The sequence below is a fragment of the Agarivorans sp. Alg241-V36 genome, from assembly GCF_900537085.1.
Taxonomy (GTDB): domain Bacteria; phylum Pseudomonadota; class Gammaproteobacteria; order Enterobacterales; family Celerinatantimonadaceae; genus Agarivorans.
The window spans coordinates 101,235-122,019 of sequence record NZ_UNRE01000006.1 but is presented as its reverse complement, the minus strand read 5'-3'; the positions used below and the strand labels follow the sequence as shown (position 1 = coordinate 122,019).

The 20,785-nt window shown below is 45.8% G+C and carries 22 protein-coding genes; 7 read left to right on the top strand and 15 right to left on the bottom strand.

Going from position 1 to position 20,785, the window contains the following annotated elements; genetic code table 11:
- Window positions 1-106 precede the first annotated feature (106 nt).
- From G6R11_RS14640 to dbpA, 3 genes are all read left to right on the top strand, one after another.
- Window positions 107-5,437 (top strand): family 31 carbohydrate-binding protein, encoded by a 5,331-nt coding sequence (locus G6R11_RS14640; RefSeq protein WP_163133827.1) that lies wholly within the window; start codon window positions 107-109, stop codon window positions 5,435-5,437.
- Between the two features lie 139 nt (window positions 5,438-5,576).
- Complete coding sequence (locus tag G6R11_RS14635) at window positions 5,577-6,050, top strand: NYN domain-containing protein (RefSeq protein WP_163134060.1); 474 nt, start codon at window positions 5,577-5,579, stop codon at window positions 6,048-6,050.
- A 206-nt stretch (window positions 6,051-6,256) separates the two neighbouring features.
- Window positions 6,257-7,645 carry an ATP-dependent RNA helicase DbpA gene (gene dbpA / locus G6R11_RS14630; protein ID WP_163133826.1) on the top strand — a complete coding sequence of 463 codons (1,389 nt, stop codon included), beginning with the start codon at window positions 6,257-6,259 and terminating at the stop codon, window positions 7,643-7,645.
- 45 nt (window positions 7,646-7,690) lie between these two features.
- Here the strand turns inward: dbpA and G6R11_RS14625 are convergent, their stop codons facing one another.
- Genes G6R11_RS14625 through G6R11_RS14600 form a run of 6 tightly spaced genes read right to left on the bottom strand, consistent with a single transcriptional unit; the run spans window position 7,691 to window position 11,833 of the window.
- Entirely contained in the window at window positions 7,691-8,731 is a 1,041-nt protein-coding gene (locus G6R11_RS14625) for a Solitary outer membrane autotransporter beta-barrel domain (RefSeq protein ID WP_163133825.1), read from the bottom strand.
- A 26-nt stretch (window positions 8,732-8,757) separates the two neighbouring features.
- Window positions 8,758-9,174, bottom strand: coding sequence for a DUF1801 domain-containing protein (locus G6R11_RS14620; RefSeq protein ID WP_163133824.1), 417 nt, complete (start codon window positions 9,172-9,174; stop codon window positions 8,758-8,760).
- Window positions 9,174-9,776 carry a glutathione S-transferase N-terminal domain-containing protein gene (locus G6R11_RS14615; RefSeq protein ID WP_163133823.1) on the bottom strand — a complete coding sequence of 201 codons (603 nt, stop codon included), beginning with the start codon at window positions 9,774-9,776 and terminating at the stop codon, window positions 9,174-9,176. Before G6R11_RS14615 ends, G6R11_RS14620 begins: the two co-directional genes overlap by 1 nt.
- Window position 9,777: 1 nt before the next feature.
- Window positions 9,778-10,662: a DMT family transporter gene (locus G6R11_RS14610; protein WP_240352481.1), complete on the bottom strand. Its 885-nt coding sequence runs from the start codon at window positions 10,660-10,662 to the stop codon at window positions 9,778-9,780.
- Window positions 10,655-11,011, bottom strand: coding sequence for a VOC family protein (locus G6R11_RS14605; protein ID WP_163133821.1), 357 nt, complete (start codon window positions 11,009-11,011; stop codon window positions 10,655-10,657). Before G6R11_RS14605 ends, G6R11_RS14610 begins: the two co-directional genes overlap by 8 nt.
- 30 nt (window positions 11,012-11,041) lie before the next feature.
- Window positions 11,042-11,833: a PhzF family phenazine biosynthesis protein gene (locus G6R11_RS14600; RefSeq protein WP_205472847.1), complete on the bottom strand. Its 792-nt coding sequence runs from the start codon at window positions 11,831-11,833 to the stop codon at window positions 11,042-11,044.
- 304 nt (window positions 11,834-12,137) lie between these two features.
- On the opposite strand from G6R11_RS14600, the gene G6R11_RS14595 reads away from it, so the two are divergent.
- On the top strand, window positions 12,138-12,338 hold the full coding sequence (locus G6R11_RS14595) for a cold-shock protein (protein WP_016399963.1): 201 nt from the start codon (window positions 12,138-12,140) through the stop codon (window positions 12,336-12,338).
- Between the two features lie 116 nt (window positions 12,339-12,454).
- Here G6R11_RS14595 and G6R11_RS14590 read toward each other — a convergent pair whose 3' ends face one another.
- From G6R11_RS14590 to G6R11_RS14580, 3 genes are read right to left on the bottom strand one after another with little or no spacing between them, the layout of a single operon-like run.
- Complete coding sequence (locus G6R11_RS14590; RefSeq protein WP_163133820.1) at window positions 12,455-13,147, bottom strand: aspartate/glutamate racemase family protein; 693 nt, start codon at window positions 13,145-13,147, stop codon at window positions 12,455-12,457.
- Between the two features lie 18 nt (window positions 13,148-13,165).
- Window positions 13,166-13,414, bottom strand: coding sequence for a DUF2164 domain-containing protein (locus G6R11_RS14585; protein WP_163133819.1), 249 nt, complete (start codon window positions 13,412-13,414; stop codon window positions 13,166-13,168).
- A gap of 2 nt (window positions 13,415-13,416) precedes the next feature.
- Window positions 13,417-13,956: a GNAT family N-acetyltransferase gene (locus G6R11_RS14580; RefSeq protein ID WP_240352480.1), complete on the bottom strand. Its 540-nt coding sequence runs from the start codon at window positions 13,954-13,956 to the stop codon at window positions 13,417-13,419.
- A gap of 205 nt (window positions 13,957-14,161) precedes the next feature.
- Here G6R11_RS14580 and G6R11_RS14575 point away from each other — a divergent pair, with 205 nt between their 5' ends.
- Entirely contained in the window at window positions 14,162-14,659 is a 498-nt protein-coding gene (locus G6R11_RS14575; RefSeq protein WP_163133818.1) for a hypothetical protein, read from the top strand.
- Window positions 14,660-14,781: 122 nt separating this feature from the next.
- A complete protein-coding gene (locus tag G6R11_RS14570) occupies window positions 14,782-15,297 on the top strand; it encodes a hypothetical protein (protein ID WP_163133817.1) in 516 nt (171 codons plus the stop codon).
- Between the two features lie 65 nt (window positions 15,298-15,362).
- Here G6R11_RS14570 and G6R11_RS14565 read toward each other — a convergent pair whose 3' ends face one another.
- The 5 genes from G6R11_RS14565 to G6R11_RS14545 all read right to left on the bottom strand — a co-directional run bounded on the left by G6R11_RS14565 (window position 15,363) and on the right by G6R11_RS14545 (window position 19,533).
- Entirely contained in the window at window positions 15,363-15,785 is a 423-nt protein-coding gene (locus G6R11_RS14565) for a GNAT family N-acetyltransferase (protein ID WP_163133816.1), read from the bottom strand.
- A 20-nt stretch (window positions 15,786-15,805) separates the two neighbouring features.
- Window positions 15,806-16,291: a GNAT family N-acetyltransferase gene (locus tag G6R11_RS14560; protein ID WP_163133815.1), complete on the bottom strand. Its 486-nt coding sequence runs from the start codon at window positions 16,289-16,291 to the stop codon at window positions 15,806-15,808.
- Window positions 16,292-16,367: 76 nt separating this feature from the next.
- Window positions 16,368-17,585 carry a glycine betaine/L-proline ABC transporter ATP-binding protein gene (locus G6R11_RS14555; protein WP_163133814.1) on the bottom strand — a complete coding sequence of 406 codons (1,218 nt, stop codon included), beginning with the start codon at window positions 17,583-17,585 and terminating at the stop codon, window positions 16,368-16,370.
- Window positions 17,578-18,477, bottom strand: a complete 900-nt coding sequence (locus G6R11_RS14550; protein ID WP_163133813.1) for a proline/glycine betaine ABC transporter permease — start codon at window positions 18,475-18,477, stop codon at window positions 17,578-17,580. Before G6R11_RS14550 ends, G6R11_RS14555 begins: the two co-directional genes overlap by 8 nt.
- A gap of 63 nt (window positions 18,478-18,540) precedes the next feature.
- Complete coding sequence (locus tag G6R11_RS14545) at window positions 18,541-19,533, bottom strand: ABC transporter substrate-binding protein (RefSeq protein ID WP_163133812.1); 993 nt, start codon at window positions 19,531-19,533, stop codon at window positions 18,541-18,543.
- A 145-nt stretch (window positions 19,534-19,678) separates the two neighbouring features.
- Here G6R11_RS14545 and G6R11_RS14540 point away from each other — a divergent pair, with 145 nt between their 5' ends.
- Window positions 19,679-20,170: a MarR family winged helix-turn-helix transcriptional regulator gene (locus G6R11_RS14540; RefSeq protein WP_163133811.1), complete on the top strand. Its 492-nt coding sequence runs from the start codon at window positions 19,679-19,681 to the stop codon at window positions 20,168-20,170.
- 23 nt (window positions 20,171-20,193) lie between these two features.
- On the opposite strand, the gene G6R11_RS14535 is transcribed toward G6R11_RS14540, so the two are convergent.
- Window positions 20,194-20,766, bottom strand: a complete 573-nt coding sequence (locus G6R11_RS14535) for a pyridoxamine 5'-phosphate oxidase family protein (protein ID WP_163133810.1) — start codon at window positions 20,764-20,766, stop codon at window positions 20,194-20,196.
- Between the last annotated feature and the right edge of the window lie 19 nt (window positions 20,767-20,785).

Sequence of the window (20,785 nt, the reverse complement as noted above, 5' to 3'; positions counted from 1 at the left end):
TATATTAAGTCACTGAAACTAATAAGAAAGCTAACTTTCTAGCAAACAATATGTCAACTTCTCAATCCAAGTTGGCAGTGCTAACCAAACTAAATGCGAGAGATATATGGACATACAAAAACCGCAGCTCAGCCTGTTACGCTACGCAATAATTGCAGGTGCTGGCTTAATAACCAGCAACGCGTATGGCGCAGGAAAACCCGCCATTCCCGTTGATGGAGAACGCTTATTTATCTTGGGTCAGGACCAAGTATCTATTGAACAATACATGGCCGATCCATCCTTACCCCGCCCCCATGGGTTTACTATGTACACCACCCTTACCCGCGGTGCGACCGAAGACGTTACCGACTACTGCTTTAAGGGTTTAGATGGCCTTAAAAACCTCGACAACTACAACTCCAACCAAGCACAAGGCTGTGCGGATAGCGAACGCCGCAACCAATGGGGTTCCGGAGTGCAAAACGCGCAATGGGTGATTGAGAACTATCAGCCCGAAGTAGTAGCGCTGGGGATGTTTTGTCCTGGCAATGCTCAAGCCCCTAGCTTATACAACGACGGCGCGCATGACGATCTGTTGATTGAGTTAGCGGATTTTTTCAAACTCCACAATGAAACCGGTTTCTTTTTACGAACTTGTTATGAATTTAACGGCGATGCTCACGGTTTAAGCTTTGAACATTTTCGGGGTATCTTTAAACATGTTCGTAGTTTCTTAGACGCGCAAGGAGTAACTAACGTTGCTCACGTTTGGCAATCGGATGCTTACCACGGCACCGGTCGCCCTAGTAATCAAGCCTTAGGCAATACCGAGCAAGGATATTGGCCAGGTAAGCAATATGTAGATTGGGTAGGAGTTTCACAATTTAATAGCGACATAAACGAAGAAGCCGAGATCGCCGAAATTGAAGGCTTGCCGCTGTTTATCGCTGAAGTTACTCCGCATGGTGATTTAGGTGTTCAGTACGACTACAAACTGCCATTTAATAGCAGCCAGCAAGTTGCCCAAGGCAGTGCTAACCCAGTAACCATCGTCAACAATCTAGATTGGTTTACCGAAAAAAATGCCGAAATCATGCGCACGGTAAACAAAGCTTGGCATTACATTAATGCAGACTGGACAGCCCAACCACAATGGGAGAGCGCAGCTGATCAAGCTGGCGCTAACTTCTTTAAATATACTGATTCGCGAGTGCAGCAAAACCCCGAAATAAAGCAGCACTTTATTGATTTAGTCAGCCCAGAAAATGGCTTTATCTTGGCCGGAGAACAAAACAACGGGCCGGTATTTTCAAATTGTTCAACCGAGCCAAGCAGCCCAATTAGTGAAGGACAAGATCTCAGCTACAGCTGCACCGTTGTCGATAGCCCAGAAGGGGTGAATATAGTTGACCTAAGCATTAACGGTATCGCCTACCCTAGCCAAAGCCTTGGCAATGCCGTTTACAGCTGGGCTATCGCCGCTAGCGACTTGCAGGCAGGCAGCAACAGCCTAAACATTACTGCGGTTGATGCAGCGGGCTCTAGCAGCAATCACAGTGTTAAACTTGAAGTAATTAGCGCCAATACCCAAGTAAGCATTCAAGCCAATGGCAGCATCGAAATTGTCCGTGGCCAATCTACACAAGTCACAGTGAATGCCAGTGACAGCGATGGCATTGCTTCAGTTAGCTTGCTGGTAAATGGTCAAAACCAAGCAGATTTGGTAGCGAACAATGCGCCTTATATTTTTACTCTTGCCAGCCAAATTGATGGCAACGATGTAAGTAGCATTCAAGCGCTAGCCACTGACACGACTGGTGAAACCACCCTAAGTGAGCCGGTTAACGTGGTGATAACTGACGCACCAGTGGTAGGGCCTAAGCCAGACTTCGGTATTAGCTATGTAGACGACAGCACCATGCGTGTTTATCACCTCGATGAGGGTTGGACAGCTGACTGGAACTACTTATGTATTAATGGTGATTGTCGCCCCGCTACTCTAGCCAATGGCGAATACTATCGTGAAGTAAGCGCCACGTTAGGTCAAAGCTACGCCATTGAGTTTAAAGTTCAAGACGCGGTGCTTAGCCAATATATCGTTAACGATACTTTTGCCTTTGAACAAGGTACTGGGGGTGGTGAACAGCCGAGTAATCAGCTGCCCAGCGTGGCTATTTCATCGGTGGGTAATAGCTTAAGCGAGGGAGATGACCTTAGCATCACTGCAACTGCTAGCGACAGCGACGGTTCTATTAACTCGGTGAACTTTTACTTAACAGCACCGGGCGCGAGCGAGCAGTTACTAGCCAGCGACACCGCCGCTCCTTACCAAGCAAACGTAGCTAATTTGCTAGCAGGTACTTATCAACTGCGCGTAGTGGCTAGCGATAACCAAGCAGCTACTGCAAGTGATAGTACCAGTTTTACAGTGAAGGCGAGTGAACAACCGGAGCAACCTGTTGCACCTAGCGAAGAGTTCGGCATTAGTTACATCGATGACAATACCATGCGGGTTTATCATCTCGATCAGGGCTGGACGGCTAACTGGAACTATCTATGTATTAATGGTGATTGTCGCGCAGCAACCTTAGACAACGGTATCTACTATCGTGATGTAAGGGCTCAATTAGGCCAAAGCTACGATTTAGAGTTTAAAGTTCAAGACAACAGCCTAAGCCAGTTTATTGCGGAGCGAACAGGCGTAGTATTTTTGGCGGGCGATACCCCGCCGAGTAATCAAGCCCCCAGTGTAAGTTTGAGTACTAGCCCAAGCGCTGTGGTCGCTGGCGAAACCCTTACTTTAAATGCGTCAGCAGAAGACAGCGATGGCAGCATTAGTAATGTGCGTTTTTATGCTACAGCGCCCAATGCCACAGAGAACTTAATTGCCGAAGTAAATAGCGCTCCATTCACCACCTCCATTAACAATGTGATTGCTGGCAACTATCAAATTCGTGTAGTAGCAAGCGACAACCAAGGTGCAACAGCTGAAGACTCGGCAACAGTAGATGTACAAGCGGGCAGCCAGCCAAGCATTAACTTAAGTGGCCCAGCTACTATTAAACAAGGTGAAGACTGGGTTATTACCCCAGCGCTCGCCAACTGGCCGATCGCCGAAGGCGAACAACACTTCCACTTGATTGTGGACGGAGAAGACTTAGGGCCGCAATATTCAAACACTGCAATCAGCCTTAGCAATCTAGAAATTGGTCTGCATACCGCCGTCGCCAAACTAGCCAACGCAGACCATAGCTTTACGGGTGTAGAAGCGAGTTTAAATGTAAACGTTGAAGCTGTTATCAGTGACACCGTGAACATCTCAAACGACCCTGTATTAGGTAGCTTCTTAAGTGCCGGAAATGATGCGAGTCAGCCGGGATTCACCCTATATACCTTTGATATAGATAATGCCGGTCCTAGCCAATGTAACGGAAATTGTGCCACCACTTGGCCACCATTTATTGTTGACTCGGCCAGCGATATTCTAGCGCCTAGTGGGGTTAGCGGCTTGGGTGTAAGCGCCCGTGAGGATGGCAGCCTGCAACTCACTTTAAATAATGAACCTCTTTATTACTTCGCTGGCGACAGCAACCCTGGCGACACCACTGGCCACAGTGTTAACAGCGTGTGGTGGGTCGCCGATCTACCAAGTGCAAGCTTTGCTGACAACACTTGGGAGAAGTCGGTAGTACCAGCCTGTGGAGATATGTACAACGGCACAACGTTGCCAATTTATGGCTATCACATTTATACCGAAAACAACCAAGTTGTGTTTCAAGCAGGCTCTGAGCTTGCGAGTAAAGTATGGGGAACCAATGCACGTACGGTATTCTTCCGCAACAACAGCGAAGGCCGCCTAAAACTACTTGGTAGCGTAGATGCCACCCGTAATGGTGACAGAGCAACCATGACCGTACCGAGCGATTGGTTAGACGGAAATAGCGTTTACTACGTGTCCTTCGAGCGCTTAGTCACTCCATTAGTCAATGAACTGGGTGATGCATTGGCTTATCACGATAGTGCCTTGTATGGACTTAACAAGGGTTGTGTAAACGGTGCCTACACCGGTGAGTCTGAAGACTTTGCCGGTTGGCTACGCTTCCAGCACCCGCAGGGCTTCTTTAACGACCACAACGTATTTAACGAGCGTATCGACCCAGTAAACCAAAGTGCTGGTCACTTTAAAAACGTTCCTCGTTTCACCATTAGCTTGTTACAAGATGAGCCGGGTAAAGACTTGTTATTCCAAGTAGACTTAACCTACGAGTCTTATTCGACACTTGATTCAACCATCGATATTACCTGGTCGGGTATTGAAGGCAGCGAAGAGCGTGCCGGTGGCGGTAGCCCTCGTCATTCACTGAGCAACCAATGTGCGCCTAGCGACGCCAGTGGCAACATCGCTGTTTGTAATCTCGGTCAAGGCTTGTCTTATGGGCAAAACATCGATTGGGAATTGCGGGTTATTCCCAAAGACAGTGCCGACTTCAACCTTTACACACAAATGCTTTACTACGTGAAAGGCCATGGTTGGGCAAAAGAGTCGAGCGATCCACGCGCCTTGTTAGGCGGTGATGCCAGTATCGATGCCTTTGGCGCCAATGAGTTTGAACGTGCCGCAGCATTTATGCAGCACGAACACACTTCATCGTTAAAAGTGGTTCGTGACTTTGTAGAGCAACATGAAGACCTACGGGTAAACATTGGTGATGACGTAAATCCGGGCTTTAATACCTGTGAAAGCTGTCATATTAACGATGGCCGCAGCCAAGTGATCTTTGACGTGCCAAATGTTGGACCACGCATTGCTCCGCCGCTGATTGGCCTAGGTTTGCTAGAACAAGTTAGCTTCGCCGGTAAAGCAGGCTTTGGCTGGGAAGGTAATCGCCTCGACATTGAAGATTCTGTGCGCTTTGCCCTTGCAACAGACTTTGGCCTAAACAATCCAGACACCACCATGGTGGAACGCCTTACCAACTACAGCCAATTTGTTGGGGTACCGCAGCGAGATAAAAGTTTACTGTTTGATGCAGACGTTTTGGCCGGTGAAGAACTATTTAACAACGCCATGCAATGTAGCAGCTGTCATACCGAAACCCAGATAACCCAACAAGGGAATGTGATTCGCCCATACTCCGACTTGCTAACTCACGATTTAGGTGACGGCTTGTTTAGAACCGCGCCACTGTGGGGTTTAGGTCGCACCGCCGACGTAGCAGCCTTTAGTATGGACATGATCGTAAATGGCCAGAAAAATGCTGCCCACGCCGTCGCCCAGCGCGAATCTCGCCCAGCCGACGAGAGCACTGTATTGTTTATGCACGATGGTCGGGCCAAAGGTTTAGACGCAGCAGTGCGTGCACACAATGGTGAAGCCAGTGCAGCACGAGAAGCCTATGAAACGGCAACACCTTCTGAACAAGAGCAATTACTGAAGTTCTTACGCTCTTTATAGTGAGCATAATTTAAGCTAGCCCCCGTTTTTGCTTATCCAAATCAGCAAGAGCGGGGCTTTTTAATAGGAGCATGTAATAATGCTTGCAACATCTAATAGCCGCCAGCCATTTCATAGCCAACCGCTAAGAGAGCGCCTAGTGAAAAAAATTGCCGTATTCGCCGATGTTCAAAACATCTATTACACCTGCCGAGAGGCCTACGCTAAACAATTTAACTACCGTAGGTTATGGCAACAATTGCAAGAGCAAGGCAGCGTTGTTGCAGCCTACGCCTATGCGATTGATCGTGGCGATAATCAGCAACTCAAATTTCAAGATGCCTTAAAGCACATTGGTTTTGAGGTAAAACTTAAACCCTTTATTCAGCGCAGCGATGGCTCTGCCAAAGGCGACTGGGATGTGGGTATTACTATCGACGTATTAGAAGCTGCCCGCGAAGTGGATATGGTTGTGCTACTGTCTGGCGATGGTGACTTCGCCATTCTTCTCGACAAAATAAACCAAGATTACGATGTAGAAACCCTAGTTTATGGCGTACCTACTCTTACTGCCCATGCTTTAATTAACTCTGCCAGTGCCTACCAAGCCATCGAACAACCTTTATTGCAATAAGCCGAGCAAAAAATCCCTACCCCACAGTAGGCTAATACCGGCGTCTATTTAGTCCTTTTTAACAAACACTTTGGCTATTCGGCTCCATTAAAGTGAAAAACTTGCTATTTTTTACCCAATTGCGAGACGTTTTCGGCTATTATCGCGCCCCCGATGCTAAAGCAGCTGCGGTAATACCCTAATTTTCCCTCGAAGAGGACGCCATTGTGAGCCAAACAGACTTTTCTACCTTAGACCTACATCCAGACTTGCTCAAAAACTTAGAGACCCTGGGTTACAGCTCAATGACGCCAATTCAAGCGCAAAGCTTGCCGCTAATTTTAGCCGGTAAAGATGTTATCGCTCAGGGTAAAACCGGCTCGGGGAAAACTGCGGCTTTTGGCTTAGGCTTGCTAAATGCTCTAGAAGTGAAACGCTTCCGCATTCAAACCCTAGTATTGTGCCCTACTCGCGAACTGGCTGACCAAGTAGCTAAAGAAATTCGCAAACTGGCGCGCAGCATTCACAACATTAAGGTTCTTACCTTGTGCGGCGGCATGCCCTTTGGCCCACAAATTGGCTCATTAGAACACGGCGCGCATATTGTGGTAGGCACACCAGGGAGAATTGAAGAGCACCTACGTAAAGGAACACTGCGTTTAGATAACGTGAAGAACCTGATCTTAGATGAAGCCGACCGCATGCTAGAAATGGGCTTTCAATCGGCCATTGATGCCATTATCGACTTAGCCCCGAAACAGCGCCAAACGCTGCTGTTTAGTGCCACTTTTCCTGAACAAATTGAAAGCATCGCTAACAACATTATGCAGCAGCCTGTGCGAGTGGAAGTGGCCAGCACTCACGACAACTCGTCTATCTCACAGCACTTTTTCAAAGTGGATGACAATGAACAGCGCATGTTGGCTTTGCGCCTACTGCTTCTGCAACACCGCCCTAAATCCAGCGTAGTGTTTTGTAATACCAAGCGAGAAGCTCAAGAAGTAGCTGATGAACTTAGCCTACTAGGCTTTAGCGCCTTAGCACTGCACGGTGATTTAGAGCAACGTGAACGCGACCAAACTTTGGTGCAATTTGCCAATAACAGCGCTGCTATTCTAGTGGCTACCGATGTAGCAGCACGTGGCCTAGACATAGATTCCTTAGATGCCGTGTTTAACTACCACCTTGCCCGCGATACCGAGGTGCATGTGCATCGCATTGGCCGTACAGGTCGTGCGGGCAGCAAAGGCATTGCCTGCTCTTTCTTTAGCGATAAAGAGCACTACAAAGTAGCTTTATTAGAAGACTACCTTGGTCGCAGCATTAACGACGAAGAACTACCGTCGATGGCTTTACTTAACAAAAAGCCCACTGCACCGCTAATGGCGACTCTGCAAATTGATGGTGGTAAAAAGCAAAAAGTACGTGCCGGAGATATTCTTGGTGCACTGACTGGCGAAAACGGTATTTCTGGTAGCCAAGTAGGTAAAATTAACCTGTTTGATAACCGTGCCTATGTAGCGGTAGAACGCGATGCCTTAAAGCACGCTCGCAAAAAGCTAGAGCACGGAAAAATGAAGGGACGCTCCTTTAGAGTGCGTCACTTACCTTGCTAGTTTAAGGGAATCAAACATTCACTCGCTGGCTGATGCTGGCGAGTTTTAATAGGTATTGTAGTTAAATACTAAACTGCCGCCTTTAAGCACGCTGCCGTAATTAAACAATAATCCGATGCTTACATTATCAATCCAGCCCTCACCATAGGCGCCAGTTCCCATTAACAAATCAAAGCCAAACTCGTAGTAATGTGGCGTTTGAAAGGCCTCGTTAGTATTCCCACCTAGGTCAACACGGGAAGCAGAAAGCTGCCCGGCAAAAGAAATGTCCAACATTCGGCCAATAGGATGCGAGTAAAATAGGGTATTTCGCCAAGAGCTGGCTGCAATATCCACCTGATGTGACGGCACATCGGAACCAAAACTCTCTCCGTACATATAGGCAAAGCGCGAGCGGTATTTAAGTTTGTGGTGACTCCAACGTTTTTGATACTGCACAGCTAGGCTGGGTTGTAGCATCCAAGCGTTAAGAGAAAAATTGGTTAGCACACCATCAAACAATGGCTGGAAAGCCTGACTAATTGAATTGTTATAAATGTACTCTTGTTTTAAACGCCGAACACTACCGCCCAGCTCAGCACTTAAGCGCCAATGATCAATGCCATCCCAGTGGGCACCACCAGCTAAGAAGCCCGAATACACCCTAAGCTTTTCATGGTCGCGCGTAGGGTCCAATTCTTCGTACAGGGTAATATCGTGAAAACGTTGGGTATAACCCAAGCGTCCGGTGGCATAAGTTTCCCAGCCCTTACCATACCAAGGCAAAGCCAAGGTTAATGGTAAGGTGATGGTTTTTAACTCGTTTTTCAGTCGGTTAGCGTCATCACCACCTAAGTTGTCATCGTCAATGGGGATAAAGCCAGAAGGGTCAAAGTTTACAAAACCAATGGTTACCGTTTCGCGGTCGTGAATCACTGCATCGGCAGCAAAGGTACCCGCTAAATTACGCTGTAGCACCGGCAATATTTCATCTTCTAAGTGCCCGTCTACCAATGCAGCTTGGCTATAGGTCGCGCATAATAACAAGCTAGCAGCCAGCCAATAGCGACAAGCGTTAATAACATTCATCCATGAAGTAAACCGCAACGACTTCTCCTGCTTAACGGTAGTTATTAGTGTTTTCGTTTATCTAAATGATAGCGCAAGGCCATGGCAATGCAGATCCGCAATTCGGCTAAAGGCCAAACTTGGTCTAAAGGAAGCAACAAAGCGCGCTGTTTTTGATAAACAAATAAGCCCGGAAACAAGGTTTGATAGCTATCAACCAAACTGGTTTTACAGTTTACGTACAAACCCAAATACTCAGGCTGCTTAGTTTGCCATGCAACCCGCAAGGTGCTGCCCGATTTACTTTGTTCAGTCACAAAGGACAGTTCGCCCCATTTTAGCGTTTCTAACAGCTCTCCTACGCCTTCAGAACTAGCAGCAACTGCCTGAATTTCAGCTCGAAGCCTTAATACTTGTTGCTGCACAGCTGCAGGGTAGCTTGCAATAGCTGCCTGCAATTCCGCTTTTAAGGGCTTATCCATTACCATTGCTTCGCTATGTCTATGGCGCGTTGAAATAGCGGCCAAGAAATAAGATGCTGCTGATAACGCCCCGCTGCACCATCAAACTCGATACCGTAATTGGCTAAACGCAACGCCATTACTGCATAAAAAGCATCAACAGCTCCAGCTTTATTGAAGGCAAAGCAGCCGTCAAACTGTTGCCAAATAGTGCTCAAGCGTTCTAGCTCAGCCCTTATCTCGGCCGATAAATCAGTGGGTTTGCCTTGTTCTTCAAAATGAAAAGGCAAGCCTTGGCGAATAGCCATAAAACCTGCATGCAACTCTGCTAAATAGCTACGAGCTTGAGCGCGCATGTGAATTTGAACCGGGTAAAGCTTGCCTGAAGATTGTTCATTTAGATACTCGCTAATGGCTAAAGAGTCATGAATTACCAAGTCGTCTACATGCAATACTGGCACTAGTTTACTGGGTGACAACTTTGCGAGTTGTTGCTGATAGTTTGCTTCACCCAGTGCAATTGCGCTGCAGCTAAACTCGAGCTCTGCCAACTGCATACAAAGATAAGCCCGCAATGACCAGGTTGAGTCTCGTCCCACTATTAATTGAAGCACTTGCGCCATATCAGCCTCCCTGCACTGCTATTTTTGCAAGTCGTTGACGACTATAGATGGTGAGTAAAATGCCGCCTAATACCAACCCTGCCGATAGTAAAAAACCTAAACCAAGCGGCTCACTAGCAAATACCCACCCTCCTAGTGCGGCAATCAATGGTACCAGCAATTGCAGCACTGCAGCTTGGCTCGCCGATAATCCGCCCAAGGCAATATACCAAATCCAATACCCTAGCCCAGAAGCCAGCGCGCCCGAGTTCACTGCCAAGATTAAGCCGTATGTGCTAATAGAAGATTGCATGGCCAGCCAAGGCAGCAATAGCACCAGAAATGGTAGGCTGCGCCAGAAGTTAAAACAGGTATCTCTGCTAGGGCTTAAGGAGCCTCGACCATTCAAGGTATAAACTCCCCAAGCGCAGCCGGCAACTAACATAAGAACAAAACCTAGCAGCGACACCGAGGCTTGCTCACTAGGCGTCAGTAAAACAATTAAACCACTAAAGGCCAACAAAATACCGGCAAGCTCGCCTAGGCCTAAACGAACGCCCTTAAAGACAGAAATCCCCACCATGCTCAGCTGCACCGCGGCAAACAATATCAATGCGCCAATTCCTGTGTCTAAGTAAAGATAAGCAAAGGAGAAACAAGCTGCATAACTAAATAGCATCAAGCCAGACCACCAACTGCCTTTACTTTGAGTAGAGCCAGAAGAGGGCTTTAAGCTCAGCAATATCGCCAAGGTAATTGCGCCAGCCAATAATCGCACCGCCGTAAAGCTCGCGGCATCAATTTGTGGCTCGCCTAAGGCTAATCGGCACAGCACCGAGTTACCGGCAAAGGCAATTAAAGCTGTAACAGTAGCTAGCCAAGTTGTGTAGGAGCTAGTCTTATTCACTGTCTGACCACACTGCGAATTCATTGCCGCTAGGTTCGCAAAAATGGAAGCGTCGCCCACCAGGAAAACTAAAAATATCTTTTACAATTCGCCCACCGGCGGCTTCTACTTTACTTAAGGTGTTTTCAAGTTTTTCGCTGTAAAAAACCAATAAGGCGGCGCCATTTTCGGTATTAGACGACAAAGGGGCTTGGAAAAAACCGCCATCTAAACCTTGACCAGAAAAAGCGCTGTATTGCTCACCAAAGTCCTCAAACTGCCAACCAAAAGCCTGGCTAAAAAACTGCTTAGTGGCCGCTAAATTACTACTGGGAAATTCCACATAGTTTAATTTTTCGTGCTGGTTCATAGTTCTGTCCTTGGCTACTAAAATACTGGCTTATAAAAACACCGTGCCTTCAAAATAGGTTTTGGCATGCCCGGCAATAGTTACCCGCTCGCCAACTTGTTGGCAATGTAAGATCCCACCACGTTGAGAAGCCTGATAGGCCAACAACTGGTCTTTGCCTAAGTGCTTAGCCCAAAACGGCGTTAAGCCAGCGTGAATCGAGCCAGTAACTGGGTCCTCGGCGCCACCATTAGCCGGCCAAAAATAGCGAGAGACAAAGTCAAACTGCTCTCCCGGTGCGGTTACCACCACATCATACGGGGCCAGCGTTTCTAGCAATTCAAGATCCACCTCTAAGGCTTCAATTTGCGATTGTTGTTCATAGACCAGAAAATAGGCCTGTTGATTTCGCCATACTTCATTGGGTTTAACAGATACACCATCCAGCAAAGCGGAAGGCGTTTCAAATTCCATGTGTGGTGGGCAACTTGGGAAGTCCATAGCAATTAAACCGCCATCACCACGACGAGCTTTTAACTCACCCACCTGCAAGGTGGTAAAATGTAACTCTTGCAATGCTGGCTGTTGGCCAAACAAAATATGAGCGGCAGCCAGCGTAGCATGACCACAGAAGTCAATTTCGCAGATCGGCGAAAACCAACGGATAAAATATTGACCAGGTTCGCTAGCAACTAGAAAGGCAGTTTCAGAAAGGTTGTTTTCAATAGCAATCGCCTGCATTACGCTATCTTCTAACCAGGCCTCTAAGACAATAATCGCAGCAGGATTGCCCTTGAAAAGATCACGAGTAAAGCTATCTACTTGGTGCATTTTTAAGTTCATAACAGTCCTTGTTGCTTAAACTAAAGTCTAATGGCTAGCTAGCCCGCGGGTATGCTTGATTCAAGAGAAGTGACCCCACTGCTCTGAACAGTTGACGAAAGATCACGAATACACCTTTACATTACCCCAATATACGTTACACTTCGCTCGCTGGTAAAGGTTACAGCGGATATTTATGCCCCATACAAATACGTTGATTTTTCGCGATTTCACCCTGTTTGTTCGTAAGTAATTTCTGCATCTTTCGGCACCCTAATTTGTCTATTTTTGGGCAAGTTTTATTTATTATTTTTGGAGATTACTCATGGCTACAGGTCGCGTAAAATGGTTCGACGAGCAAAAAGGTTTTGGTTTCATCGAGCGTCCAGACGGTAAAGATGTATTCGTACACTTCCGTGCTATTCAAAGCGAAGGTTACAAAACTTTAGCTGAAGGCCAAGAAGTTACTTTTGAAGTAGAAGAAGGTCCTAAAGGCCCTCAAGCTGCTAACGTAAAAGTTGCTTAAGCTGCTTTTTAAGGCATAAGTATCTAATTGGTCTTAGATTAATTAGACACTAGCTTTAAGCTAAAAAAACGGTCCCTACGGACCGTTTTTTGTTTTTAAACCCTAGCGTTAACGCTTTAATCCGCTAAAGACTCAGCCGCAGCAGCTGCAACATGAATGGCAGTGGTATCAAACAGCGGCAAATCACAATGACTTTGCTGGACTAATAAACCAATCTCAGTACACCCCAAGATCACCGCCTCGGCACCTCGCGCCGCTAACTCAGCAATTTCTGTAAGATAAAGTTCTCGAGACTCAGCCTTAATGTCACCTAAACACAGCTCTTGATAAATAATCTGATGAACTGTTTCAATACCCTTTTCTTGTGGAACCAATACTTGCAAGCCGCGTTGCTCTAGTCGCCCTTTATAGAAATCCTGCTCCATAGTGAAACGGGTACCTAGCAAGCCAACTCGGTTTACTCCTTGCTCCAGCAATTTATCGGCTGTGGCATCGGCAATATGCAACAAAGGGATCTGCAAAGCCTGCTCTACCTCTGCTGCCACTTTGTGCATAGTATTAGTAGCAATGAGTAAAAAATCAGCGCCGGAGGCTTGCACCGATAAACCCGCAGCTACCATTTTGTCGGCCAAAGCAGGCCAGTCACCTTGGTGTTGCAAGGCTTCTATCTCTGCAAAATCAACGCTCACCAAGTTAACTTTTGCCGAGTGCAAGCCACCCTTGGCCTGTTTAATCGCAATATTTAACTGTTGATAGTAGCTAAGACTGGATTCCCAGCTCATGCCACCAATAATGCCTATTGTTTTCATCGCTAGCCTTCTCTCCGATTACCATTTGGTGGGTTTCTCTATTTCATAAAGCTCATCAGCAATGCTATCAATACGATTCTGCACCACTGTTTGAGCATCTTGTAAGCCTTGATTGTAGTAATAAGCGCCCACTTCTTCAGAAAAGAAATCTAACAAGAACTCAGCATCAAACTGGCCTACTTCAAGATCTAATTGCTGCTCACAATAATCTTGAATTTTGCTGACCAAGGCGTTTTTTTGTTCACTAGAAAATTCAATTTTCGACATAACTAGTCCCTATTCGACAAGTGATTGAGCTGCTCTTCTGTTTTTATCTGCCGCTGCCAATAACCCACGTTCATCCAATTGCCAAACTTAAAGCCCACTCGCTCGAACTCTGCTACTTTGTTAAAACCCAAGCGCTCATGCAATACGATGCTAGCGGGATTTGGCAAAGTAATGCCAGCAATGACCGTGCTTATAGAATAGTCGGCCAATCGTTCTAACAAGGCTTGATACAAACGCTTACCAATGCCTTTACCTGCTGCACTATTGGCAATATAGATTGAGCTTTCGACCGCAAAGCGATAAGCACTGCGTTCTTTCCATGGGCTAACATAAGCGTACCCAAGAATCTCACCAGCCTCTTCATATACTAACCAAGGCAAGCTAGTTTGAATCGAGGCAATGCGCTTCGCCATGGTACATTGCTCAACCCTCTGCTCTTCAAAGGTCGTTGCACTGTTTTCGATATAGTAATTATAGATTTGGCAAATTTGCAGGCTGTCACCCTCTTGAGCGTCCCTAATCAACTGTCCCACTTTAAACATCCCACTTAGCCCTATGTTTTAATTGAAATTTCAAGCAAGTCATTAAACAAATATGAATTGATTTCAATAAAAATCAACATCCTATGATGTGTTTTAAAACACTACCAATCACACCGCGTAAATTGTCACATTAGTCTGCTTTAATACTGCCCTTAATCGCCCAGCGAGGGCTTAGTAATGTTTAGCATCGACTTAAGGATTAAACGTGCGATTACTACTATTGCTTAGCCTGAGCTTGAGCTCAAGCCTTTGCTTTGCCTTCAATAGTTATAAAATTCATTCAACTCCCAGCGAACAAATAACCCCTAACGCGCAAGTAAACTACTTGTTTCACCAAACCAGCAAGGGGCCAATAAAGGTTCGGATAGAGGGTCTAGTAGGCTTGGTTGATAATTACGCCACCTTAAAACTTAACTGCGCGGCAAACGGCGAAGTTAATGTTCACCACAACCTGATGAACAATAACAATGCGATACTGGATGACCAGCAACACCTGCCAACATTCGGCCTGCCACTTAGTCCGCAACAAACCAATCAACTAAAAAACCAAGATCATATTCGACTTATACAAGCCACAACAACCTTAGCCAACCATAACATTACTCGATCAACAATCTCGCTACAGGGTTTTAGGCAAACTTATTTACGAGTCAATGAGCTCTGCTTGGAGCAGAAAAACGTTAGCGTTAACACAAATTTATGAAAAAACCGCGCAATTTGTCATACAAACTTGTATCCACTTTTTTGCATCTGTATATTCAAATCAAAACGGAAAAACAGGCTAATAAGTAAACGAATTATAAAGATATTTATCAAGGAACTTTCGTGAGAACATTAGCAACAATGATTGGATTGCTTAGCACGCTGTCTTTTCAATCATGGGCATTTAACAGTCATTTGGTAGAAACCACTCCTGCGGAATTTATCAATGCCAATGCTCAAATTAACTATCAAAGCTATACCACTAGCAAAGGTAAGCGCCCAGCAGGAATTCGAGGTTTAGTTGGTATCATCGACGGATACGCTGTACTAAAACTAAGCTGTGCCAATGATGGTAGCGTTTCGGTTAAACACAACTTACTAAATGGCCCAAGCCAGCACGTATCTGTTGATAACCAAGCACTAAAAACCACACTTAGCCAAGTGAACTATAGCTTAAGTTCAATGGAACAAGTTGAACAGCTAAAGCGCGGTAGGTATTTATTATTTAGCGATCAAGCTATTACAACGGGTAATGTAAAACTAGATAGAAATTCAATATCTCTAAAAGGTTTTGCTACAACCTATGACCGCATGCAACAACTCTGCTCTGTAGGCCATGTTGATTTAGCAATGCGCTAAGTAAAAAAGAGCAGCCAGTGGCTGCTCTTTTTGTATATTTTGATTACTCTTGTGTTATACGCCGTCTAGCCTAGGTGTTTGGTAAAGTGATGACTCTTAATATCAAAGCCATTACGCAGATAAAATCGATGAGCGCCAAAACGCTGTACTCCTGAGCCCAAGTGAAATTGCCCACAGTCCTGTTGTTTAGCGTAATTCTCCAACCACTGTAGCAACTGCAAACCAAAGCCCTTTGAACGCACATTTTCCACAGTGACTAAATCATCTAAGTATAAATGCTTACCCCAAGACAACTTCCAGCCAATTACAAAACCCGCTACCGCAACAACTTGCTGATCTGCGACTAAATAAGCCAATTGATAGCCCTGTTGCTGTTGCAGGCTTATTTGTTCCATCAACTGTTCTTTAGTAAAGCTTGGGCGCAGCACTAGCATTACCTCGGCAAGCTTTGCTATATCATCCTGAGGATCGAACAATTTAATCTGCATAGCTACTCTCAGTTATAAAATCACAATGCCTTCATCATCCATACATCGCAGCCGCTATGAATGCTGGCAGAAAAAGGCTCTGGCAAATGATAGAAACCCAAGGCTTGATACAAGGCAATAGCTGAGTGCATGCTGCTCAAAGTATCTAGGTAACACTGCTTATAAGCTCGCCTTTTAGCCTCTTGTAAACAATGCTCAGCCAGAGCTTTACCAAGGCCTTGACCTCGGCATTGCGGGTTAACAAACAGCTTACGTAATTCACAAGTCTTGGAAGCATCGTCAAGTTCTGCGATGCCGCCGCAGCCCACTACAATGTCGTTTTGCAGCGCCACCCAATAACCCCGTTGAGGCTGATTGTAGTGAAGACTCATCGCCTCTACTTCAGTGTCCGAAGGGCCAAAACCATCACCAATAGCACCAAACTCACGGCCACCATGCTGAATGATCTGTTTTACCGCTTGGTTGTGTGAAGCATCGATAGGACAAATAATAAAACTCAAAACCATCTCCTAGTAATAAGCTCTATATAGTAGAAAAATCAAAGCCTTGTTAGAAGGACTCTAACAAGGCTGTTTGACATTATTATTTCGAGGCAGCGTTTGCTGTTTCCTCTTCAGTCTCTGGTTCGGCGAATACTTCCGCCACAGAGCTGCGGGTTAACTCACCCTTAAGGTTGCCATCTTCATCTACCACCGGCAGAGAAAACTCCGTTTCTAAACTTTCGGTAAGCACACTTTCAATGATCGCATCAGGAGAAACCGTTGGCACATCTTGATACTCACAAGATTCAAGCTGCTCACCCGCTTTATGGATTGAAGCTTCTTCCAAGGCATCTTGAGTGACGATACCTTGATAGCCATCATCGGTAACGTGATAGGCATAATCACCTTTAATTTTCTTCATCTGCTGCAAGGCTTCGCAAATGGTGTCAGCAGTAATCCGGCGAGCAGGCGGTTGCATTACTGTTTCAACCGTTAAGGCGCGAGCGCGGTTTACGTCTTTAACAAAGGCTTCTACATAATCGGTGGCAGGATGCAGCAGAATATCATCTGGCGTACCTTGCTGAACGACCTCACCATCTTTAAGAATGGCAATTTTGTCACCCAAACGTAGAGCTTCATCTAAATCGTGAGTAATGAAGATAATGGTTTTGTGCAAGGTTTCTTGCAACTCAATCAGCTGATCCTGCATTTCACTGCGAATCAGTGGATCCAGAGCTGAAAAGGCTTCATCCATCAACAGAATCTCAGCATCGGTAGCCAAGGCACGGGCTAAACCAACACGCTGTTGTTGCCCACCAGATAATTGCGCTGGGTATTGCTGCTCGTAGCCATTTAAGCCTACAGTATCTAACCATTCTTGAGCTTTGGCTAAACGCTGCTCTTTTGCCACACCTTGCACGGTGAGACCATAGGCCACGTTTTCAATTACCGTGCGATGTGGCATTAGGCCAAAGCGCTGGAATACCATCGACATTTTATGACGACGAAAGTCTTGTAGCTCTTTAGGGCTTAACTTCATCACGTCGGTGCCTTCAATACTAATCACCCCTTCGGTAGGGTCAATTAAGCGATTGAAGTGACGAATAAGGGTTGATTTACCAGAGCCCGACAAGCCCATAATTACGTAAATCTCACCCTGTTGAATCTCAAGATTAATGTCTTTTAGGCCCAGTGTATGGCCAGTATCAGCTAAGATTTTATCTTTGCTTTCTCCAGCTTTCACCCGCGACATTACCTGTTTAGGGTTCTCACCAAATAGCTTGTACAAGCCCTGAATTTTAACTAGCGGCTCAGTCATGCTTTAATCCTTGAAGGTGAGCTTGGGTGCGCTTGGCATAAGCTTGCGACACACGGTCAAAAATAATAGCTAAAGCAACAATGGCTAAACCGTTAAGCAAACCCAAAGTGAAATATTGGTTGGTAATTGATTTTAACACCGGCTGGCCTAAACCTTTAACGCCGATCATCGAGGCAATAACCACCATCGACAAAGCCATCATAATGGTTTGGTTAATGCCTGCCATAATGGTTGGCATTGCCAGCGGCATTTGCACTCCAAACAAACGTTGCCAGGCGCTAGCACCATAAGCCGTAGCCGCTTCGAGTACTTCTTTGTCAACTAAACGAATACCTAGGTTGGTCAAACGAATTACCGGTGGTATGCCGTAAATAACTACCGCAATTACGCCAGGTATCTTGCCAATACCTAACAACATTACTACCGGAATCAAATATACAAATGCTGGCAGCGTCTGCATAACGTCGAGCATAGGGGTAATAATGGCTTGAGCGCGATTGGAGCGCGCCATGATGATGCCAATGGGTATGCCTAAGGCAATCGCCAACATGGTACACACGGTAATGATGCTCATGGTTCGCATCATGTCTTCCCACATACCAAAGTAGCCCACTAATAGCAGCGAGACTACGGAGCCAATGACTAACTTCCAAGAACGACTAGCCAAATACACTAAGCCTGCACATACAATCAATACCAACCACCAAGGTGTGGTGATCAGCAGTTTTTCAAACCAAACTAAAAATTGCAGAAGGGGATCAAAAAACGATTCGATGGCTTCGCCATACTCTCGGGAAAAATCACGATATGCACCATCTAAAGCTTTACGAATAACGGTGAGATCGGCTCGACTCATTTGTGGAAAACGTTCCAACCATGACGAATCCGCCATAACTAACTACCTCTATATAAAAACGCGAAAGGCCAACCTAAGGTTGGCCTTTTTTTACTCAAACTACATACTGGCTAAGGCTTTACTTACCTTAGCGGCAACATCTTCCGGCACCCAAGCTTTCCAGCTATCTGGATTTTCACTTAAGTAGTGGTACATGGCTGCATCACCATCGGCTTGGTTGTCTTCCATCCAAGCTAATAACTCGTTCATTTGCGCATTGGTAAATGAACGCTTTGTGATGTATTCATAAGCAGCTGGTGCTTTGCTAGCAAAGCTTTCAGTTGTTACTGAATGCACAGCTGAAGGTGGGTACATGGTTACTTTTGGATTTTCACAATCTTCTTGAGTAGTACAAGTTAAGAATTCTTGCTCGTCGATACCATTACCGGTATCTACTTTTACCATTTTGTATTTACCTAGCACCGCGGTTGGCGCCCAGTAGTAACCAAACCAGCCTTGCTCGCGAGTATAAGCTTTAGCAATAGAACCAGATAAACCAGCACCTGAGCCTGGATCAATTAGTTCAAAACCTGATTTCTCAAGCTCTAAAGCTTCAAATAAGTTGTTTGCAGAGATTTGACAGTTCCAGCCAGCTGGACAGCCGAAGAAACCTGAAAGTTCTTTGCTTTCTGGATGAACAAATAATTTGGCGTGTTTTTTAACACCTTCGATGGTGGCGATTTCTGGGTATTGGTCAACCAAGTACTGAGGAACCCAAAAACCTTCTTCACCGCCGTCAGATAATGACTTACCGGCAAAACGTAAGCGTTTTTCGGCTACGCCACGCTCTAGGGTTTCTTTGGCAGAGTTAGTCCATAACTCAGGGGCAATGTCTGGTTCGCCTTTTTCCATCATAGAGACGGTGGTTGGCATAGTGTCCCCTGGCACCAGTTCAGCGTCACAGCCGTAGCCATGTTCTAAAATAAATTTGTCTACATTGGCAATAACTGTTGCAGAGCTCCAGTTCATGTCGGCAATGGTAACACTGCCACAGCTGTCTTCTGCTTGAGCAAATCCGCTCACCAAAAGCAGTGCTGCGTATCTTAGCTTCATATCCCTATCCTTCCCTTTGTGTGCTTTCATAGCGCCTAGGATCATACACTTCAAATAATTAGAGTTCAAATTAACTGCGGTGTATACCCTGTGCCTTAAGTATGGGATATACTCCCGAAAAAACCAATTTGACCCGCAACCACCAATGCAAAAATCGGCTTACTGGCAAGACGTACTCATCTCTTTGCGCAAAATCATTCGCGCTACAGATCTGCAATCTAAACGGATTGTGAAAGCTTGTGGATTAACCATTCCTCAAGTAATGGTGCTGCGAGCAATTGAAGAACTAGGTACCGTAACAGTGAAGCACTTATCGGACGAGGTATCGCTAAGCCAAGCCACGGTAACCACTATTTTGAACCGTTTAGAGGAACGCCAGCTAATTGAGCGGATCCGCAGCGCAAGCGACCGACGTATTGTGAACCCAAGGCTAACCGAGAAGGGGATAAGCATCCTCACCACCGTACCGCCACTGCTTCACGAAGAATTTATTCAGCGTTTTGAAAGCTTGCAAGACTGGGAAAAAACACAAATTTTGTCGTCTTTGCAGCATATTGCCTCAATGATGGACGCCCAATCCATCGACGCCTCACCACTACTAGATATTAATGCACCTCATAAAGATCTAAATAAGTAGTTAGATAATAGTTATAGCTCAAACTAATTTTCAGTTTCCTCGGCCAGACCAGAGCGGCTCAATATATCAGTGGCGACGCCATCTAAACTATGTTGATTTTTCTTCGCCCAATATTGATGGATACCTTGCTCCCCTTGTTTGCTAGCCCAGTTGGCCAATTCATCGCGCTGTGACACAAAGTCGAACAAAGGGACCGACATGCCGCAGGAGCTTTGCACCATATCAATGTCTAGCAGATACAGTTGCCGTGCGCCTTGTTGCTCGGGAAATAATTCAATGTATTGCTGCCACTCTGCATCGCCACGATGGATGGCTTTGGCTTGACCATATAATCGTAGTATCACCGGTTTGCCCTCAAAGGCACAAAACATAATGGTCATGCGTGAGTTTTGTTTTAGATGTGCAGCGGTTTCGTTGCCACTGCCGGTTAAGTTGAGCCAAACCACTTGCTGCTGATTAAGCACTCGAAATGAGTCCATACCCTTTGGCGACAGATTCACTTTTCCCTCGGCCGCTGCGGTTGCCACAAAAAACATTTTTTGCTCTGCGATAAACTCGATGTGCGGCGGAATCATTGCACTAAATTGCTTGCCCATTTACTTACCTCAATAATCA

Coding starts and splice junctions, on each gene's coding strand:
- G6R11_RS14640 (WP_163133827.1), top strand. CDS start 107: ATGGACATACAAAAACCGCAGCTCAGCCTGTTACGCTACGCAATAATT.
- G6R11_RS14620 (WP_163133824.1), bottom strand. CDS start 9,174: ATGGATAAGCCCTTAAAAGCGGAATTGCAGGCAGCTATTGCAAGCTAC.
- G6R11_RS14615 (WP_163133823.1), bottom strand. CDS start 9,776: ATGGCGCAAGTGCTTCAATTAATAGTGGGACGAGACTCAACCTGGTCA.
- G6R11_RS14605 (WP_163133821.1), bottom strand. CDS start 11,011: ATGAACCAGCACGAAAAATTAAACTATGTGGAATTTCCCAGTAGTAAT.
- G6R11_RS14600 (WP_205472847.1), bottom strand. CDS start 11,833: ATGAACTTAAAAATGCACCAAGTAGATAGCTTTACTCGTGATCTTTTC.
- G6R11_RS14595 (WP_016399963.1), top strand. CDS start 12,138: ATGGCTACAGGTCGCGTAAAATGGTTCGACGAGCAAAAAGGTTTTGGT.
- G6R11_RS14590 (WP_163133820.1), bottom strand. CDS start 13,147: ATGAAAACAATAGGCATTATTGGTGGCATGAGCTGGGAATCCAGTCTT.
- G6R11_RS14585 (WP_163133819.1), bottom strand. CDS start 13,414: ATGTCGAAAATTGAATTTTCTAGTGAACAAAAAAACGCCTTGGTCAGC.
- G6R11_RS14580 (WP_240352480.1), bottom strand. CDS start 13,956: ATGTTTAAAGTGGGACAGTTGATTAGGGACGCTCAAGAGGGTGACAGC.
- G6R11_RS14565 (WP_163133816.1), bottom strand. CDS start 15,785: ATGCAGATTAAATTGTTCGATCCTCAGGATGATATAGCAAAGCTTGCC.
- G6R11_RS14560 (WP_163133815.1), bottom strand. CDS start 16,291: ATGGTTTTGAGTTTTATTATTTGTCCTATCGATGCTTCACACAACCAA.
- G6R11_RS14555 (WP_163133814.1), bottom strand. CDS start 17,585: ATGACTGAGCCGCTAGTTAAAATTCAGGGCTTGTACAAGCTATTTGGT.
- G6R11_RS14550 (WP_163133813.1), bottom strand. CDS start 18,477: ATGGCGGATTCGTCATGGTTGGAACGTTTTCCACAAATGAGTCGAGCC.
- G6R11_RS14545 (WP_163133812.1), bottom strand. CDS start 19,533: ATGAAGCTAAGATACGCAGCACTGCTTTTGGTGAGCGGATTTGCTCAA.
- G6R11_RS14540 (WP_163133811.1), top strand. CDS start 19,679: ATGCAAAAATCGGCTTACTGGCAAGACGTACTCATCTCTTTGCGCAAA.
- G6R11_RS14535 (WP_163133810.1), bottom strand. CDS start 20,766: ATGGGCAAGCAATTTAGTGCAATGATTCCGCCGCACATCGAGTTTATC.